The following is a 15,915-nucleotide window of genomic DNA, read 5'->3' as shown; positions in this document are numbered from 1 at the left end:
CCGGGGGCCCGCCCATTCCTTTCCAGCGGAGTCTTCCGCGGCGTGTCGCGCCGGGACTCCGCCCGGGCGGAGTTCGCGCCGCGGCCTAGAGGCGCACGCGCCGCAGCAGTTGCGCGTTCAGGGCCACCACGATGGTGGACACCGACATCAGCACGGCGCCGAACGCGGGAGACACGACCACGCCGATTCCGGTCGCCACGCCCGCCGCGAGCGGCAGCGCGATCACGTTGTACCCGGCGGCCCAGGCGAGGTTCTGCAGCATCTTGCGGTAGGTGGCCCTCGACAGCGTGATGACCCTGGCGACGCCGCGCGGGTCGCTCGACGCGAGCACGATCCCGGCCGACTCGATCGCCACGTCCGTGCCCGCGCCGATCGCGATGCCGACGTCCGCCTGTGCGAGCGCGGGAGCGTCGTTGACGCCGTCGCCGACCATCGCCACCTTCGCGCCGCCCTGCTGCAACTGCGCGACGGTGCCCGCCTTGTCGCCGGGCAGCACCTCGGCGAACACCTCGTCGATGCCCAGCCGGGCGGCGACGGCCTCGCCCACGGCCCGCGAGTCGCCGGTCAGCATCGCGACGCGCACTCCGCGGCTGTGCAGGATGCGCACCGCCTCCTCCGACTCGGGCCGCACGACGTCCGCGAGCGCGATCATCCCGGCCACCTGCATCCCGGCGGCGCCATCCGCACCATCCCCGTGCAGCACGTACACCACGGTCTGTCCCTCCGCCTCCGCCGCACGCGCGGCCTCGGCAACCGCAGCGTCGGGCGTCAGCCCCCGCTCGGCGAGCAGTCTCGGTGCCCCGACGGTCACGGCGACACCGTCGACCGTCGCCGTCGCTCCCCGACCGCCCAGCGCCTCGAAGTCCGCAGCGGCGGAGACGGTGAGCCTGCCCTGCTGCGCCTCGGCGACGATCGCCCGGGCGATGGGATGCTCGGCCGGTGCCTCGGCCGACGCGGCCAGCGCGAGCAGCGCATCCACGTCCCCGTCGGTGGCCTCCACGGACGCGACGCCCTGGCGGCCCTCGGTGAGCGTCCCGGTCTTGTCGAACAGGACGACGTCGATCAGGCGGGCGTCCTCCATCGCGTGCCTGTCGCGGATCAGCAGGCCGTTCTTCGCGCCGATCGCCGTGGAGATCTGGGCGACCAGCGGAATGGCCAGGCCGAGGGCGTGGGGGCAGGCGATGACGAGCACGGTCACGACGCGTTCGAGCACGAAGCCGGGCTCGTCCGGCCGCAGGATCGCCCACACGACCAGGGTGAGGGATGCGGCGGCGAGCGCCACGTAGAACAGCAGCCCGGCCGCGCGGTCGGCGAGGATCTGCGTGCCGGACTTGCTGGCCTGCGCGTCGGAGACGAGGCGCATGATCCCGGCGAGCGCGGTGTCTCCCCCGGTCTTCGTCACCCGGACCACGAGTGACCCGCTGCCGGAGATGGAACCGGCGACCACCTGCTCGCCCACTCCGCGGGTGACCGGCTTCGACTCGCCGGTGAGAAGCGATTCGTCCACGTCGGACCGTCCGTCGACGATCTCCCCGTCCACGGGCACCGCGGCGCCGGGGCGGACGCGCACGAGGTCGCCGACGGCGAGCGCACTGACGGGTACGAGCTCGGACGTGGACCCGTCGCCCACCCGCTCCGCCTGGTCGGGCAGGAGCTTCGCGAGCTGGCCCAGCGCATCCTGGGCGCCCATCACCGCCGACATCTCGATCCAGTGGCCGAGCAGCATGATCAGGATGAGGGTGGCGAGCTCCCACCAGAAGTCCATGCCGGGCAGGCCGAACGTGACGGCGAGGCTGTAGCCGAACGCGACGACGATGGCCAGCGAGATGAGGGTCATCATGCCGGGCTGGCGGCTCCGCAGCTCGGTGACGGCTCCGCGCAGGAAGACGAGGCCGCCGTAGAAGAAGATGGCGACGCCGAAGACCGCGGGGATGTACTGGCTGCCGGGGAACCGGGGTCCGCCGAGCCCGAGGATCTCCTGCAGGCCGGGCGAGAACACCAGAGTGGGGATGGTGAGGACCAGGGTCAGCCAGAACTTGCGCCGGAAGATCGCCGGATCGTGCCCGGCGTGGGCGCCGTGATCGTGACCGCCCTGGTCGTGACCGCCGTGGTCGTGCGCCGAGTGATCGTCGGCCGCGCCGCCGTGACCCGAGTGCTCGTGCGCCCCGTGATCGTGCGCGTCGTGTGGCTGGTGCGTCTGATTCGTCGTCGTCTCGTTCATATCCACCCTTGAACAGTACCCCCCAGGGGTATATTCCTCAAGTTGCACGACCACCCTTTTAGGTATTTCCTGGTGCCATGAGACTGACGAAGTTCGAACACGCCGCCCTGCTCCTCGAAGAGTCCGGAAAGAAGCTGTTCGTCGACCCGGGAAGCCTGACCTCTCCGCTCACCGACACCAACAGCACCGTCGGCGTCGTGATCACCCACGAGCACGCCGACCACTGGACCCCCGAGCAGCTGAACCGCATCCTCGACCTCAACCCGGATGTGCCGATCTTCGCCCCGCAGGGCGTCGCCGCCGCAGCCCCCGACTTCGCCATCACCGTCGTGCACCCCGGAGACACCGTCGAGGCCGGGCCGTTCACGCTGCGCTTCTTCGGTGGCCGCCACGCTGTCATCCACGAGAGCATCCCGGTCGTCGACAACGTCGGCGTGCTCATCAACGACGTGCTCTACTACCCGGGCGACTCGTTCACCATCCCGGAGGGCGTCGACGTGGATGTGCTCGCCACCCCGGCCGGCGCCCCCTGGCTGAAGATCGCGGAGACCATCGACTTCGTGCTCGCCGTCAAGCCCAAGCGCAGCTTCCCGACCCACGAGATGGTGCTCTCCCGCGGAGGCAAGGACATGGCGAACGCCCGCATCAAGTGGGCGACGGAGCAGAACGGCGGCGAGTTCTTCCCGCTGGAGCCCAACGACACGCTCGACCTCTGAGCGCGTGAGCGAGCAGCACGCCGCAGCGTCCGGATCCCGCCCGGCGGTCGTCTGGTTCCGTGACGACCTCCGGGTCGCAGACAATCCGGCACTGACGGCCGCCGCCGGCAGCGGGATGCCCGTCGTCTGCGTCTACGTGCTCGACGACGAGTCGCCCGGCGTGCGAGCGCCGGGCGGCGCGTCCCGGTGGTGGCTGCACCACAGTCTCACCGCGCTCTCCGCAGCACTGGATGCGCTCGGCGGCTCCCTGACGATCCGCCGCGGCCCGGCCGAACGCGTCATCGGCGACCTGCTCGCCGAGACCGACGCCGCCGCCGTGTTCTGGAACAGGCGGTACGGCGAGGCGGAGCGCACGGTCGACGAAGCCATCAAGACGCAGGCCAGGGACGACGGACGCGAGGCGTCCAGCTTCGGCGCGAACCTGCTCTTCGAACCGTGGACCATTCGGACGGGCTCCGGCACGCCGTTCTCCGTCTACACCCCGTTCTGGCGCGCCTGCCTCGCCTCGCCAGAGCCGCGCAAGCCGATGGATGCGCCCGGGAGCATCGCGGGCGCTCCCCCGCTGGACGGCCTCACGGTCGCCGACCTCGGGCTCCTGCCGACGCATCCCGACTGGTCGGCCGGCCTGCAGGAGACCTGGGAGCCGGGAGAGGACGCCGCGCACGAGGCCCTCGCGCGCTTCCTGGACGAGGACGTCGCCGCATACAAGGCGGACAGGGACACCCCGGGGATCGACGCCACCTCACGGCTGTCGCCGCGCCTCCGCTGGGGCGAGCTCAGCCCGCACCAGGTCTGGCACGCCACCGCCGCCGCGCGCACCCGCACGAACGCGGAGGGCGCGGCCACCTTCCTCTCCGAGCTGGGCTGGCGCGAGTTCGCGTACCACACGCTGTTCCAGCGGCCGGCGCTGGCGACGGAGAACATCCGCAGCGAGTTCGACGCCTTCCCCTGGCCGCGCCTGCACCCGACGGCGCTGCGCGCCTGGGAGCAGGGCCGCACCGGCATCCCGCTGGTCGACGCCGGGATGCGGGAGCTCTGGCACACCGGCACGATGCACAACAGGGTGCGCATGGTCGTCGCGTCGTTCCTGATCAAGAACCTGCTGATCGACTGGCGGCTGGGCGAGCAGTGGTTCTGGGACACGCTGGTCGACGCCGACCCGGCCAGCAACCCGTTCAACTGGCAGTGGGTCGCGGGAAGCGGGGCGGACGCCGCACCGTACTTCCGCGTGTTCAACCCCGAGCTGCAGCGCGAGAAGTTCGACACACACGGCGACTACGTGCGCCGCTGGGTGCCGGAGTGGCAGACGGACGCGTATCCGGAGCCGATCGTCGACCTCGCGGAGACGAGGAGGGCGGCCCTCGCCGCCTACGACGTGGTGAAGGGGCGCTGAGGGTCAGCGCCCGTGCTCGGCGAGGATCTGGTCGACGTCGATCCGCTTGAGCAGGCCGTTCCAGTCGATCCTGCGCGCCTCGTCCGCCTTGTCCTCGTCGGCGAACACCTTGCCGCTGCGCTCCACGACGATGCCGACGGGGATCATCCTGTTCAGTTCGGCGAGGATCGCGTCGTCGACGGCTTCGGTGTCGAAGTCGGCTCCGACGGTGGCGTAGTAGTCGCCGGACAGGGTGTACGACACGATTCCGGTCTCGATTCGGCTCATGGGCGGCAGTGTAGTCCCGGCATCCGACGGGAGCGTACAGTGCGCGGCATGAGCGATCAGGATGAGCCCACCACCGGCCCCGATGCAACCGGACAGGACACAACCACCGGCCAGGACACCCAGCAGAGCCAGGAGCCCGCTGCGCCGCGCGACGCCGACGAGTTGACCGAGGCCGTCACCGAACTCGGCTCGAACGACGAGGAACGTCTCGACGCCGTCGCCGAGCACAACGCCTCGCTCGAAGAGCGACTGCCCGGCGACGACGAGCTGCCCCTCACCAAGGGGTAGTCCGTCCGGAGCGCGCCCTGGTTGGGGGCCTGGAAGGGCTCCCATCCGCTCGGTACGGTGGCGCGGTGGACAACAGTGGACGGATGCGCGACAGGGTCGCCGGATACGCGGTGATGGAGCAGGTCGTCCGGTTGCACGGCGACGTCCCTCCCCGGTCTGCCGTCGCCCGCGCGTTCGGCGTCCGCCCGCTCAGCGCCGGCACCCGCCCCTGGTTCGACGGCGCGCTCGGCGAGCGCGAGGTGGGGGCGATGCTCGACCGCCTGCCGGACGGCTGGACCGTCTTCCACGCGCTGCCCGTCGGAAACGGGGATGCGGACATCGACCATCTCGTCGTCGGCCCCGGCGGCGTGTTCGTCGTGAACACCAAGAACCACCAGGGTGCTGAGGTGTGGGTCGGCGAGCGCGCCGTGCTCGTGAACGGGGCGAAGAAGCCGTACCTGCGCAACTCCGAGCTGGAGGCGTCGCGCATCCGGCAGGTACTCGCCACCGCGGGCCTGGTCGCCCCGGTGAACGCCGTGGTCGCGGTGCTGGGCGCGAAGAAGCTGACCGTGCGTCAGCAGCCGGCCAGGGTCGCCGTGCTCGCCGCCGGCGGACTGAACCGCTGGCTCACCCGGCGTCCGGCCGGCGTCGATAAGGCGACCGTGGATGCGATCGTGCGCATCGTCGACGACCCCGCCACCTGGCGAGCGGTACACGGCCCGTCCGGCGCAGGCTCGGCCACCGTCGAGCGGTTCGACGCCATCGCCCGCGAGGACAGGGCGGCGCGCGTCGTCCGGCTGGGCTGGCTGCTCGCGGTCGCGCTCAGTGCGCTCGCGGTGGCTCTGCCGTTCCTGCCGCACTGAGTGTCGCGGCGGTGCGCATCCGGAGTTCGAGCGCACCTTCCATCTCGTGGAGGTCGAGGTCGACCGTCACCGACGCCAGTTCGGAGAGCGAGCGCAGGTGCGTTCCTCCGCACGGGATCTCGACGGTGCCATCCGGGAGGTCGCAGCGCCAAGTGCGCCGCTCCCCCAGGCCGTCTCCGTCGCGCGCGATCGACACCGCGGCTCCGGTCGCCAGCCATCCGGCCAGCAGCTCGTTGGCTGCGGCCTCCACGGTGTCCAGCGCTCCGGCGAGCTCTGCGGCCTGGAACCCCTTCTTCCGCAGGCTCTTGCCGATGCGGTACGTGTCGAGCGAGCCGTCCGGCAGGATGCGCGACTCGGTAATCGCGAGCTGGTCGAAGTTGGGGCTGCCCCTGCCGTCGAGCTGCACCTCTTTGCTCCACAGCCCGGCCAGCGCCGCGTTGAGCGCCAGCGACGCCAGGTGGCAGCCGGTGTGCCCGGCGGAGAGCGCGCGGCGCAGAGCGGGGTCGACGGTGACGGTCACCGGCGTGCCCGGGGTGAGCCCGTCCGCGTCCTCCACGACATGGCAGACGACGAACGCCCAGCCCTCCGTGCCCGTCCGCACCGGGACGTCGCCCACGAACAGGTTCTCTCCGTCGATCGCGCCGACCACCGCGCCGACCACGGGATGCACGACACCGTCCACCGACAGCGTGCCGTCATCGGCGGGCTGGTCCGGCCAGACCGGGTCGACGGCGTGGAACGCCGTCCTGTCGAGGACGATCGCGGTGCGGCCGTCCCCGACCGGCTGCGCGATGAGCACAGTGCCGGTCGAGGTCAGGTCGCCGTCCGGGTACGTGACGATGGTGTCCGCGTCGATCCTGGTGGTGTCGACGGGATGGGCGAGAGGAAAGCTCATCCCTCCAGCGTACGAGGTCGCGCTCACTTCGTGAGCGTGTCGACGTACTCCTGGTGCTCCGTCATCCACTTCGTGACGATGGGGTCGTAGTCGTCCGTCTTCGCGCCGTTGAACATGTCGTTCTCGAGCGAGTAGAGAAGCTTCGAGTCGAGTTTGAAGGACTTCACCCAGCCGGCCACCTCGGGGTACTTCTTCTCGAAGTCCGTGCTGGCGATCGAGTGCAGGGATTCCGCCGTCCCGAGCGTGTTCTTCGGGTCCTTCAGATCCTTCAGGTCGAACTGGTCGTACGCCCAGTGCGGTCGCCACAGGGTGACGGCGATGTTGTCCTTGCTCTTCATCGCGCTGGTCAGCTCGGCGAGCATCGCCGGGGTCGACGACGTCGTGAAGTCGAGACCGCCGAGGCCGTACTCCGGGATGACCTTCTTCTGCGTCGCCTCGGTGAGCCCGGCGCCCGGCTCGATGCCGACCAGCCGGTTGCCGAACTCGTCGGCGTGCGCCGCGAGCTGGTCGAGCGAGTCGATGGGGGCGTCCTTGTTCACCGCGATGGTGAGCTTGGCCTCGTTGTTCCAGGCGCCGAGGTCGACGAGCGAGTCTCCGTACTTCTTCAGGTACGCCTCGTGCGTGGTGGGCAGCCAACCGTCGAACGCCACGTCGTAGTCGCCCGTGCTGAGACCGGCGAACGCTGGGCCGGCGTCGGCGTACTCGAACGTCACGTCGTAGCCCTTCTCCTCCAGCACGTGCTTCCAGAGGTAGGACACCGCCTCGCCCTCCGGCCAGCCGTTGAAGACGGCGACCTTGATCTCGCCCTTCGACGCGTCCGCCTGCGAGACGGCGGCGATGCTGGTGCCGCCGACGGCCACGAGGGCTGCTGCCCCGAGGGCCGCCAGCGCGCGCTTCGGCATCCGCTTGCGGGCCGCCCCCACGGAGGCCGTGAGCCGATCCAGGATGATCGCGATGATGACCACGGAGAGTCCGGCCTCGAAGCCGAGGCCCACATCCACCCGGCTGAGCGCCTGGACGATGTCGCGGCCGAGACCGCCTGCGCCGACCATTCCGGCGATGACGACCATCGAGAGCGACAGCATGATCACCTGGTTCACCCCGGCGAGGATCGACGGCATGGCGAGCGGCAACTGGATCTGGCGGAGGATGCGCCGGGGCGACGAGCCGAACGCCCGCCCGGCCTCGACGATCTCGCTGTCGACGCCGCGGATGCCCAGCTCCGTGAGCCGCACGCCGGGAGCCATCGCGAAGATGATCGTCGCGACGATGCCGGGCACGACACCCACCCGGAACAGGATGAGGGCCGGGATGAGGTACACGAACGCCGGCATGGTCTGCATGAAGTCGAGCACGGGACGGATGATCGCCGACGCCGTCTTCGACCGCGCTGCCAGGATGCCGAGCGGGACGCTCAGCGCGACGGCGATGGCCGCGGCGACGAGCACGAGCGCGAGGGTGTCCATCGCGTTCGTCCACTGGTCGATCCCGGCGATGACGAGCAGCCCGACCACCGTTCCCGCACCGAACACCCAGCCGCGCAGCCAGACGGCGAGCACCGCGAAGATCAGGATGATGCCCCAGAACGGAGGCGTCTGCAGCAGCCAGTCCATCCCGGTGTACAGCGCGGTGAAGACCGTGCGGATCACATCGAACACGGGGCCGAAGAACTCGGTGACGAAGTCGACGGCGCTGGTCGCCCAGTCGCCGAGGGGAAGTCGTACATCCATCAGCGCACCTCCTCGAGCTCAGGCTCTCCGCCTTCTCGCGCGCCGACCCCCGGCGCGGTCTCGAGCAGTGTCTGGTTCATCACGTCGACCGGGATGGTCGCCCTGGGCTCGACGATGATCGGGATCTCGGTGGTCTCGCTGGTGACGTTGCCGAGCGCCGCGAGCAGGGTCACCCGCGGGATGACGCCGAGAAGGCGCTGGTTGTCGTCGACAACCGCGAGCGGCAGGTCGCTGCCGACGGACAGCTCGACCAGCTCGCTCAGCACCTCGTCGCGGGAGACGGACGCGATGCCGTCGTCGATCACCGCGGAGAGGTCGGACTGGCCGTCGCGCACCTGGCGCATCACGTCGCGGTCGCGCACGGCGCCGAGCAGGCGGCGTCCGTGGCCGACCACGAAGGCGGCGGAGGTCTGCAGGTCGCGCATGGTGCGCACCGCGGCGCGCGGTCCAGCGGCCACGGTGACGAGCGCGCGCACGGGCTCCATCACGCTCGCCGCCGTCAGCACGCGGGCACGGTCCACATCCTGCACGAAGCTCTCGACGTAGTCGTTGGCCGGGTCGGTGAGGATCTCCTCCGGCGTTCCGATCTGCACGACGCGACCGTCGCGCATCACCGCGATCCTGTCCCCGAGGAACATCGCCTCGTTGAGGTCGTGGGTGATGAACACGATGGTCTTGCCGAGCTGGCTCTGCAGTTCGAGCAGCTGCTCCTGCATCTCGCGCCGGATGAGCGGGTCGAGTGCGGAGAACGCCTCGTCCATCAGGAGCACGTCGGTGTCTGCCGCCAGTGCCCTGCCGAGGCCGACGCGCTGCTGCATACCTCCGGAGAGCTCTCCGGGGAGCTTGTCGCCCCAGCCGGACAGCCCGACGAGGTCGAGCACGGTCTCCGCCTTGGCGCGGCGCTCCGCGATCGGAACGCCCTGCACTTCGAGGCCGTATGCGAGGTTGTCGAGCACGGTGCGGTGCGGGAGGAGGGCGAAGTGCTGGAACACCATCGAGATGTGCTTCTGCCGCACATCCCGGAGCTTCTTGGGCGGCAGGCCCGTGATCGTCGTGCCCATCACCGCCACCTCGCCGGCGGTCGGCTCGAGGAGCCCGTTCAGCAGGCGGATCAGCGTGGACTTGCCCGAACCGGACAGACCCATGACCACGAAGATCTCGCCGGGGCGCACGGAGAAGCTCGCGTCGATCACCGCTGCGGTTCCCGAGCCTGCGACCTCGTCGCGGGTCGCCCCGCCCTGCAGCCGGCGAACGACGTCGCCGGGTTTACGTCCGAACACTTTGTACAGATTGCGCGCTTCGACGGCGGCAGATTCGCTCACTTTTCCTCCGTGGCACGCGCGCCGATGCCCTGGTGCGTGCCCGTGATTGCGCCCGGGTGGGCAGCGTGAACAGCTGGGCGACTCAAGCGGATCGTCCGACCCGCGAATCACCGGCTGCCGACGCGCCATCGGGGCACGCCCACACCGCCCGACCGTACGCTCCGGCGTGCGGGGCCGGTGTACACCTCGGCCCCTCATTCCCGGAACGCGGGCTGGGTTGTTGCGGCCCCGTTTCTGCCGGTCACGGCCAACGGGGCGACTCGACGTTATCAATGTGTTTGTACAGAAAGCCAATCGAGATTCTGCATTTCACGGCACATTCCGTCGGCGGCATACACCGACATCCGCGTGCTGATGCGGATCACTCGGGCCCTGCCATCGTTACCTTTCCGTTACCTGAGTGCGGCCGCTCTTCCTGCGGACCGGGGATGTGCGGCAGACTCTCCCCATGACCTCCGACACCGGCGACCACGCCTGGCAGCGCGTCCCGATCGACGCCCAGAGCGTCGATGCCCCGCTCTCCCGTTCCGCCGTTTTCCTCGTGGTGTCCGTCGCGGACTCCGACGAGGCCTTCTCCACGGTGAAGGACGTGCTCTCCGACCTGTCCGGCCTGGTCAAGACGGTCGGCTTCCGCGACCTGAACGCCCACCTCTCCTGCAACGTCGCGATCGGCGCGGGCATCTGGACGAGGCTCACCGGGCGCGGTCTCCCCCGCGAGCTGCACCCGTTCACCGAGATCCGCGGACCGGTGCACACCGCCGTTTCCACCCCGGGCGACCTGCTGTTCCACATCAGGGCGGAGCGCGGCGACTTCACCTTCGAGTTCGAGCGGCTGCTGCTGGGCGCCCTCGGCGACAGCGTCCAGGTGGTCGACGAGGTCACCGGCTTCCGCTACTTCGACTCCCGCGACCTGCTGGGATTCGTGGACGGCACCGCGAACCCCGCCGACGGGGAGATGGCGTCGTCGACGCTCGTCGGAGACGAGGACCCCGAGTTCGCAGGAGGCAGCTACGTCGTGGTGCAGAAGTACCTGCACGACCTCACGAAGTGGGGAGCACTGCCGACACCGGCCCAGGAGGGGGTGATCGGCCGCACCAAGCTCGACAACGTGGAACTGGACGACGCCGAGTACGGCCAGAAGTCCCACAAGACCCTCGCCACGATCACCGACGAGGCGGGCGTCGAGCACGACATCCTGCGCGACAACATGCCGTTCGGCCGGGTCGGGCACGGCGAGTTCGGCACGTACTTCATCGGGTACTCGCGCGCCCTGTGGGTGATCGAGCGGATGCTGCAGCGGATGTTCGTCGGAGACCCGGAGGGCAGCTACGACCGCATCCTGGACTTCTCCACGGCGGCGACGGGAACCACGTTCTTCGCGCCGCCCCGCGCCATCCTGAACGCGCTGGGCGACTGACCGCCGCGCCTCCGGCGTAACACTGTGACCGGCCGCGTTGCCCGCGCGGCGCAGGATGCGCCATGCTGAGAGACCCGCACGCACCCCGCCCCCGATCACAGCCCGGAGTCGCCATGTCCCGCCGCATCCTCACCGTCGCCGCCGTCGTCGCGGCCGCAGCGCTCGCCCTCACCGGATGCGCGTCCGGCTCCGGATCCACCGGCTCGGCAAGCACGAAGGCCGACGACGCGTACGTCACGCCCGGCAAGCTCACCATCGCCACGGCGGAGCCCGCATACTCGCCGTGGGTGATCGACGACAAGCCGGAGTCCGGCAAGGGCTTCGAGGCCGCCGTCGCGTACGCGGTCGCGGACAAGCTCGGCTTCGCGAAGACCGACGTCACCTGGGTGCGCACCACGTTCGACCAGGCCATCGCCCCCGGACCGAAGACCTTCGACTTCAACCTGCAGCAGTTCTCCATCACCGACGAGCGCAAGAAGGCCGTCGACTTCTCCTCTCCGTACTACGAGACCACGCAGGTGGTCGTCACCACCGGCGCCTCCCCCGCGGCGAAGGCGACCTCACTCGCCGACCTCAAGAAGCTCTCCATCGGCGCCCAGTCGGCCACCACCAGCTTCACGGCGGCGGAGAAGCAGATCGCGCCCTCCGGCGGCGTGCAGGCGTTCAACTCCAACGACGACGCCAAGCTCGCCCTGGAGAACAAGCAGGTGGATGCGATCGTCGTCGACCTGCCGACCGCCTTCTACCTGCGCGACGCCGAGTTGAAGGACGGGAAGATCGTCGGTCAGCTGCCGAAGGCGTCCGGACAGGACGGCGACCAGTTCGGTCTGGTGCTCGCCAAGGGCAGCCCGCTCACCACGAAGGTGACGGCCGCGGTCGACGCGCTGCGCACCGACGGAACCCTGGACACGCTGGCCGCCAAGTGGCTCGCCACCGACGGCAACGCCCCGGTGCTGAAGTAGCGGCCGACCGGCTAACGTTCAACGGGTGAGCACCATCCAGCAACCGGGCGCCGCCGGGCAGCCCAGCGACGTCGACCAGCCCAGCGCCGTCGAGCTCGGCCGGCGCACGTTCCGGCGCAGGCAGACGACGCGCTCCGTGCTGATCAGCCTCGCCAGCACCATCGTCGTCGCCGTCGTCGCCTGGTTCTTCGTCATCAACACCCCCGGCTGGGCCGCCGTGCAGCAGACCTTCTTCGACCCCGCCGTGGCCGTGCAGGCGTGGCCGCGAGTGTTCGAGGGGCTGCTGCTCAACATCCGGGTGCTGATCGTCGCCGCGATCGGGGTGCTGATCGTGAGCATCCTGATCGCCACGACGCGCACCCTGCGCGGGCCGATCTTCTTCCCGCTGCGCGCGCTGGCGGCGGGCTACACCGACCTGTTCCGCGGAATGCCGCTGATCATCGTGCTGTACCTCGTCGGCTTCGGCCTGCCCGGGCTCGGCGTCTTCCCGCGCATGCCCGCCGAGTTCTGGGGCACCATCGCGCTCATCCTGGTCTACTCGGCATACGTGTCCGAGGTGTTCCGCGCCGGGATCGAGGCCGTGCATCCCTCCCAGCGGCTGGCGGCCCGCGGCCTCGGCCTCAGCCACTACCAGACCCTGCGGCTGGTGATCCTGCCCCAGGCGGTCCGCAAGGTCACGCCCGCGCTGATGAACGACTTCGTCGCCATGCAGAAGGACGTCGGCCTCATCTCCATCCTGGGAGCAGTGGATGCTGTGCGCGCCGCGCAGATCGAGACGGCCGCCACATACAACTTCACCCCGTACGTGCTCGCCGGGCTGCTCTTCGTGGTCCTGGCGCTTCCGATGATCCGGCTCACCGACTGGTATTCGGCGCGGGTGCGCAGGCGCGAGCAGATCGGGAGCGTCGTATGAGCGACCAGGACACCGCGGAGCCCGTGCTCCGGCTGACCGGGCTGCGCAAGCGGTTCGGCGACACGGAGGTGCTGCGCGGCATCGACCTGGACGTGCACCGGCACGAGGTGGTGGCTTTGATCGGCGCGAGCGGGTCAGGCAAGTCGACGCTGCTGCGCACGATCAACCTCCTGGAGCCCATCGACGACGGGCAGATCTTCCTCGTCGGGGACGACATCAGCGATCCCCGCACCCGGATGGATGCGGTACGCGGCCGCATCGGCGTGGTGTTCCAGCACTACAACCTGTTCCCGCACCTGTCCGTGCTCGACAACGTGACGCTCGCCAGCCGCCGCGTGCACCGCATCCCGCGCAGGGCGGCGGAGGCGAAGGCGCACGAACTGCTGGCGGCGATCGGCCTCGGCGACAAGGCGAAGGAGTTCCCGGACCGGCTCTCCGGCGGTCAGCAGCAGCGCGCCGCCATCGTGCGCGCCATTGCGACCGACCCGGAGCTCCTACTGCTCGACGAGGTCACCAGCGCCCTCGATCCCGAACTGGTCGGCGAGGTGCTGGAACTGGTGCGCGACCTGAAGGCGTCCGGCACGACCATCGTCATGGCGACGCACGAGATGGCGTTCGCGCGCGACGTCGCAGACCGCGTGGTGTTCCTCGACGCGGGCGTGATCGCCGAGCAGGGGTCGCCGTCGGAACTGTTCGGCGCGCCGCGCGAGCAGCGCACCCGCGAGTTCCTCGCGCGGTTCTCCGGCTGGGTCGCCTGACGGCCGCTGCTGTCTCTACGCGGCCGACGTGGCCAGCGCGTCCTCCAGCGCCACCCACGGCAGCATGGCGCACTTGATGCGCGTGACGTACTTCGAGACGCCGGCGAGGGCGACGGCGTCGCCGAGCAGCTCTTCGTCGCCGTCGATCGTGCCCTTCGACTGCATCAGCTCACGGAACGCGGCCACCGCATCGGCCAGCTCCTCGCGCGACACGTCGTGCACGATGTCGCTGAGGAGCGACGCCGACGCCGTCGAGATGGAGCAGCCGTGCCCCTCCCAGCTGATCGACGCGACGCCGCCCTCCGCCGATGGATGCACGTTGAGCGTCACCTCGTCTCCGCAGGTCGGGTTGAGCTGGTGCGAGCTTCCCGCCGCATCCGGTCGCAGGCCGTAGCCGTGCTTCTCCTTGGCGTGGTCGAGGATGACCTGCTGGTAGAGGTTCTGTAGGTCGGACGTGCTCATCGGTCGACTCCGAAGAAGGAGCGGGCGTCGGCGACGGCCGCGACGGCCGCATCCACTTCGTCCGCGGTGCTGTAGAGGTAGGTGCTGATGCGGGTGCTGGCCGTCGCGCCGAAGCGGCGGTGCACCGGCTGGGCGCAGTGGTGGCCGACGCGCACCGCGATGCCGCGGTCGTCGAGGAACTGGCCGATATCGTGCGAGTGGATGCCGTCCACCACAAAGCTTGCGAGCCCGACCCTCGGCACGTCGCGCCCAGGTCCGAGCACGCGCACGCCGGGGATCTCGGCCAGCCCGTCCAGGATGCGCGCCCCCAGCTCCTCCTCGTGCGCCTCGATGGCGGCCATCCCGACCGCGTCGAGGTAGTCCACAGCGGCAGCGAGCGCGACGGCCTGGGAGACGCGCTGCGTCCCCGCCTCGAACCGCTGCGGCGCCGGGAGGTACTCGGCGCCGGTGAGCGTGACCGTGGTGATCATGGAGCCGCCGGTGAGGAACGGCGGAAGGGCGTTCAGCAGTTCGCGGCGGCCGTAGAGCGCGCCGATGCCGGTGGGCCCCAGCATCTTGTGGCCGGAGAACACGGCGAAGTCGACGCCGGCGGCGTGCAGGTCGAGCGCCAGGTGCGGCGCGGACTGGCAGGCGTCGAGGACGGTGAGCGCACCGACCTCCCGGGCGAGGGCGACGAGCGTCTCGACCGGATTGATCGCGCCGAGCACGTTGGAGACGTGGGTGAACGCGACGATCTTCGTGCGCGGCGTGATGACGGCGGCGGCCTCGTCGAGGCGGAGCTGTCCGTCGTCGTGCAGGCCGATCACCGAGAGCGTCGCTCCGGTCCTGGCGGCGAGCTCCTGCCACGGCACGAGGTTCGCGTGGTGCTCGGACTCCGTGACGACGATCTCGTCGCCCTCCCCGATCCTGAACCGCGCCGCCGCGTCTCCCCCGCGCCCGAGCGACGCGTTCGAGATGCTGTACGCGAGCAGGTTGATGCCCTCCGTCGCGTTGGACGTCCACACCAGCTCGTCGGCGTCGACGCCGACGAAGGAGGCGACGCGTGCGCGCGCGTCCTCGAACAGCTCGGTGGCCTCGCCGGCGACGGTGTGCGCGCCGCGGTGGACGGCCGAGGTGTACTGCTCGACGAAGGAGCGTTCGGCGTCGAGCACCTGGCGCGGCTTCTGCGAGGTCGCTCCGGAGTCGAGATAGACGAACGGGTGCCCGTTGACCTCGCGGCCGAGGATCGGGAAGTCCGCGCGGATTCGGGTGAGATCGATGGTGTCGGTGTGCATGCGTTGAAAACCTTACTTCCTCAAACTGCAATGCAGTCGAGGGTTACGGCATTCCCGGATGCGCAGACTCCGCCCGTCAGGAGTCGCGGCCGACCGGCGGTTCCCCGACGAACTGGTGCGCCTCGGAGGCGAGCTCCTGCCAGTCCTCCACGTCGCCGATCGCAACCCACGAGCCGCGCGCATCCACCACCCCTCCGGATGCGGGTGAGGCGATCCCGCGGTCCACCAGGTCGAGCGCCCTCGCGGCGGGCAGATCGACCACCAGGGCGTCCCCGTCGAGGAACGCGAACAGCTTCCCGTGGACGTTCAGGCCCTTCTCCGTCGCGACGACGTCGTCGTCCGGGTCGTCGAGCAGGCGGGTGGTGAGCAGGTCGAAGGCCACGGTCGGCGATGCGTCGGTCATGGCGAGATGCTAGGCCACCCGCGTTCCAGCAGACAAGGCCCGGCCTCGGGAG

The 15,915-nt window shown here is 70.1% G+C and carries 16 protein-coding genes; 8 read left to right on the top strand and 8 right to left on the bottom strand.

Annotated elements, in window-relative coordinates:
* Window positions 1-85 precede the first annotated feature (85 nt).
* Window positions 86-2,221 carry a copper-translocating P-type ATPase gene (locus HF024_RS08225; protein WP_085370318.1) on the bottom strand — a complete coding sequence of 712 codons (2,136 nt, stop codon included), beginning with the start codon at window positions 2,219-2,221 and terminating at the stop codon, window positions 86-88.
* A gap of 77 nt (window positions 2,222-2,298) precedes the next feature.
* On the opposite strand from HF024_RS08225, the gene HF024_RS08220 reads away from it, so the two are divergent.
* Together HF024_RS08220 and HF024_RS08215 are read left to right on the top strand one after the other, a co-directional pair.
* Complete coding sequence (locus HF024_RS08220) at window positions 2,299-2,937, top strand: MBL fold metallo-hydrolase (RefSeq protein ID WP_168689247.1); 639 nt, start codon at window positions 2,299-2,301, stop codon at window positions 2,935-2,937.
* A 4-nt stretch (window positions 2,938-2,941) separates the two neighbouring features.
* Window positions 2,942-4,330, top strand: coding sequence for a deoxyribodipyrimidine photo-lyase (locus HF024_RS08215; RefSeq protein WP_168689246.1), 1,389 nt, complete (start codon window positions 2,942-2,944; stop codon window positions 4,328-4,330).
* Window positions 4,331-4,333: 3 nt separating this feature from the next.
* Here HF024_RS08215 and HF024_RS08210 read toward each other — a convergent pair whose 3' ends face one another.
* Window positions 4,334-4,597 (bottom strand): hypothetical protein, encoded by a 264-nt coding sequence (locus HF024_RS08210; RefSeq protein ID WP_168689245.1) that lies wholly within the window; start codon window positions 4,595-4,597, stop codon window positions 4,334-4,336.
* A 48-nt stretch (window positions 4,598-4,645) separates the two neighbouring features.
* Here HF024_RS08210 and HF024_RS08205 point away from each other — a divergent pair, with 48 nt between their 5' ends.
* Entirely contained in the window at window positions 4,646-4,885 is a 240-nt protein-coding gene (locus HF024_RS08205) for a hypothetical protein (RefSeq protein ID WP_168688228.1), read from the top strand.
* A gap of 65 nt (window positions 4,886-4,950) precedes the next feature.
* Entirely contained in the window at window positions 4,951-5,727 is a 777-nt protein-coding gene (locus tag HF024_RS08200) for a nuclease-related domain-containing protein (protein ID WP_247597367.1), read from the top strand.
* On the opposite strand, the gene HF024_RS08195 is transcribed toward HF024_RS08200, so the two are convergent.
* Genes HF024_RS08195 through HF024_RS08185 form a run of 3 tightly spaced genes read right to left on the bottom strand, consistent with a single transcriptional unit; the run spans window position 5,687 to window position 9,674 of the window.
* Window positions 5,687-6,622, bottom strand: a complete 936-nt coding sequence (locus HF024_RS08195) for a metal-dependent hydrolase (RefSeq protein WP_168689244.1) — start codon at window positions 6,620-6,622, stop codon at window positions 5,687-5,689. The two genes, HF024_RS08200 and HF024_RS08195, sit on opposite strands and share 41 nt — an antisense overlap.
* Window positions 6,623-6,645: 23 nt before the next feature.
* Complete coding sequence (locus HF024_RS20025; protein ID WP_168689243.1) at window positions 6,646-8,352, bottom strand: ABC transporter permease/substrate binding protein; 1,707 nt, start codon at window positions 8,350-8,352, stop codon at window positions 6,646-6,648.
* On the bottom strand, window positions 8,352-9,674 hold the full coding sequence (locus HF024_RS08185) for a glycine betaine/L-proline ABC transporter ATP-binding protein (RefSeq protein ID WP_247597366.1): 1,323 nt from the start codon (window positions 9,672-9,674) through the stop codon (window positions 8,352-8,354). The genes HF024_RS20025 and HF024_RS08185 overlap by 1 nt, the downstream gene beginning before the upstream one ends.
* 448 nt (window positions 9,675-10,122) lie before the next feature.
* On the opposite strand from HF024_RS08185, the gene HF024_RS08180 reads away from it, so the two are divergent.
* From HF024_RS08180 to HF024_RS08165, 4 genes are all read left to right on the top strand, one after another.
* On the top strand, window positions 10,123-11,091 hold the full coding sequence (locus HF024_RS08180) for a Dyp-type peroxidase (RefSeq protein WP_168689241.1): 969 nt from the start codon (window positions 10,123-10,125) through the stop codon (window positions 11,089-11,091).
* Between the two features lie 113 nt (window positions 11,092-11,204).
* Complete coding sequence (locus HF024_RS08175; protein WP_168689240.1) at window positions 11,205-12,053, top strand: ABC transporter substrate-binding protein; 849 nt, start codon at window positions 11,205-11,207, stop codon at window positions 12,051-12,053.
* 25 nt (window positions 12,054-12,078) lie between these two features.
* Window positions 12,079-12,966, top strand: a complete 888-nt coding sequence (locus HF024_RS08170) for an amino acid ABC transporter permease (RefSeq protein ID WP_247597365.1) — start codon at window positions 12,079-12,081, stop codon at window positions 12,964-12,966.
* Window positions 12,963-13,724, top strand: a complete 762-nt coding sequence (locus HF024_RS08165) for an amino acid ABC transporter ATP-binding protein (RefSeq protein WP_085370301.1) — start codon at window positions 12,963-12,965, stop codon at window positions 13,722-13,724. Before HF024_RS08170 ends, HF024_RS08165 begins: the two co-directional genes overlap by 4 nt.
* 15 nt (window positions 13,725-13,739) lie before the next feature.
* Here HF024_RS08165 and sufU read toward each other — a convergent pair whose 3' ends face one another.
* The 3 genes from sufU to HF024_RS08150 form a co-directional block, all read right to left on the bottom strand.
* Window positions 13,740-14,186 carry a Fe-S cluster assembly sulfur transfer protein SufU gene (gene sufU, locus HF024_RS08160; RefSeq protein ID WP_168689239.1) on the bottom strand — a complete coding sequence of 149 codons (447 nt, stop codon included), beginning with the start codon at window positions 14,184-14,186 and terminating at the stop codon, window positions 13,740-13,742.
* Window positions 14,183-15,460, bottom strand: coding sequence for a SufS family cysteine desulfurase (locus HF024_RS08155; protein WP_168689238.1), 1,278 nt, complete (start codon window positions 15,458-15,460; stop codon window positions 14,183-14,185). The genes sufU and HF024_RS08155 overlap by 4 nt, the downstream gene beginning before the upstream one ends.
* A gap of 76 nt (window positions 15,461-15,536) precedes the next feature.
* Window positions 15,537-15,863 carry a hypothetical protein gene (locus HF024_RS08150; protein WP_085370297.1) on the bottom strand — a complete coding sequence of 109 codons (327 nt, stop codon included), beginning with the start codon at window positions 15,861-15,863 and terminating at the stop codon, window positions 15,537-15,539.
* Window positions 15,864-15,915: the final 52 nt, after the last annotated feature.

Source organism: Leifsonia sp. PS1209, assembly GCF_012317045.1.
GTDB lineage: Bacteria > Actinomycetota > Actinomycetes > Actinomycetales > Microbacteriaceae > Leifsonia.
The sequence above is the reverse complement of the archived record's forward strand: the minus strand, read 5'-3'. Positions and strand labels throughout refer to the sequence as shown.

Coding starts and splice junctions, on each gene's coding strand:
- HF024_RS08225 (WP_085370318.1), bottom strand. CDS start 2,221: ATGAACGAGACGACGACGAATCAGACGCACCAGCCACACGACGCGCAC.
- HF024_RS08220 (WP_168689247.1), top strand. CDS start 2,299: ATGAGACTGACGAAGTTCGAACACGCCGCCCTGCTCCTCGAAGAGTCC.
- HF024_RS08210 (WP_168689245.1), bottom strand. CDS start 4,597: ATGAGCCGAATCGAGACCGGAATCGTGTCGTACACCCTGTCCGGCGAC.
- HF024_RS08205 (WP_168688228.1), top strand. CDS start 4,646: ATGAGCGATCAGGATGAGCCCACCACCGGCCCCGATGCAACCGGACAG.
- HF024_RS08195 (WP_168689244.1), bottom strand. CDS start 6,622: ATGAGCTTTCCTCTCGCCCATCCCGTCGACACCACCAGGATCGACGCG.
- HF024_RS20025 (WP_168689243.1), bottom strand. CDS start 8,352: ATGGATGTACGACTTCCCCTCGGCGACTGGGCGACCAGCGCCGTCGAC.
- HF024_RS08180 (WP_168689241.1), top strand. CDS start 10,123: ATGACCTCCGACACCGGCGACCACGCCTGGCAGCGCGTCCCGATCGAC.
- HF024_RS08175 (WP_168689240.1), top strand. CDS start 11,205: ATGTCCCGCCGCATCCTCACCGTCGCCGCCGTCGTCGCGGCCGCAGCG.
- HF024_RS08165 (WP_085370301.1), top strand. CDS start 12,963: ATGAGCGACCAGGACACCGCGGAGCCCGTGCTCCGGCTGACCGGGCTG.
- sufU (WP_168689239.1), bottom strand. CDS start 14,186: ATGAGCACGTCCGACCTACAGAACCTCTACCAGCAGGTCATCCTCGAC.
- HF024_RS08155 (WP_168689238.1), bottom strand. CDS start 15,460: ATGCACACCGACACCATCGATCTCACCCGAATCCGCGCGGACTTCCCG.
- HF024_RS08150 (WP_085370297.1), bottom strand. CDS start 15,863: ATGACCGACGCATCGCCGACCGTGGCCTTCGACCTGCTCACCACCCGC.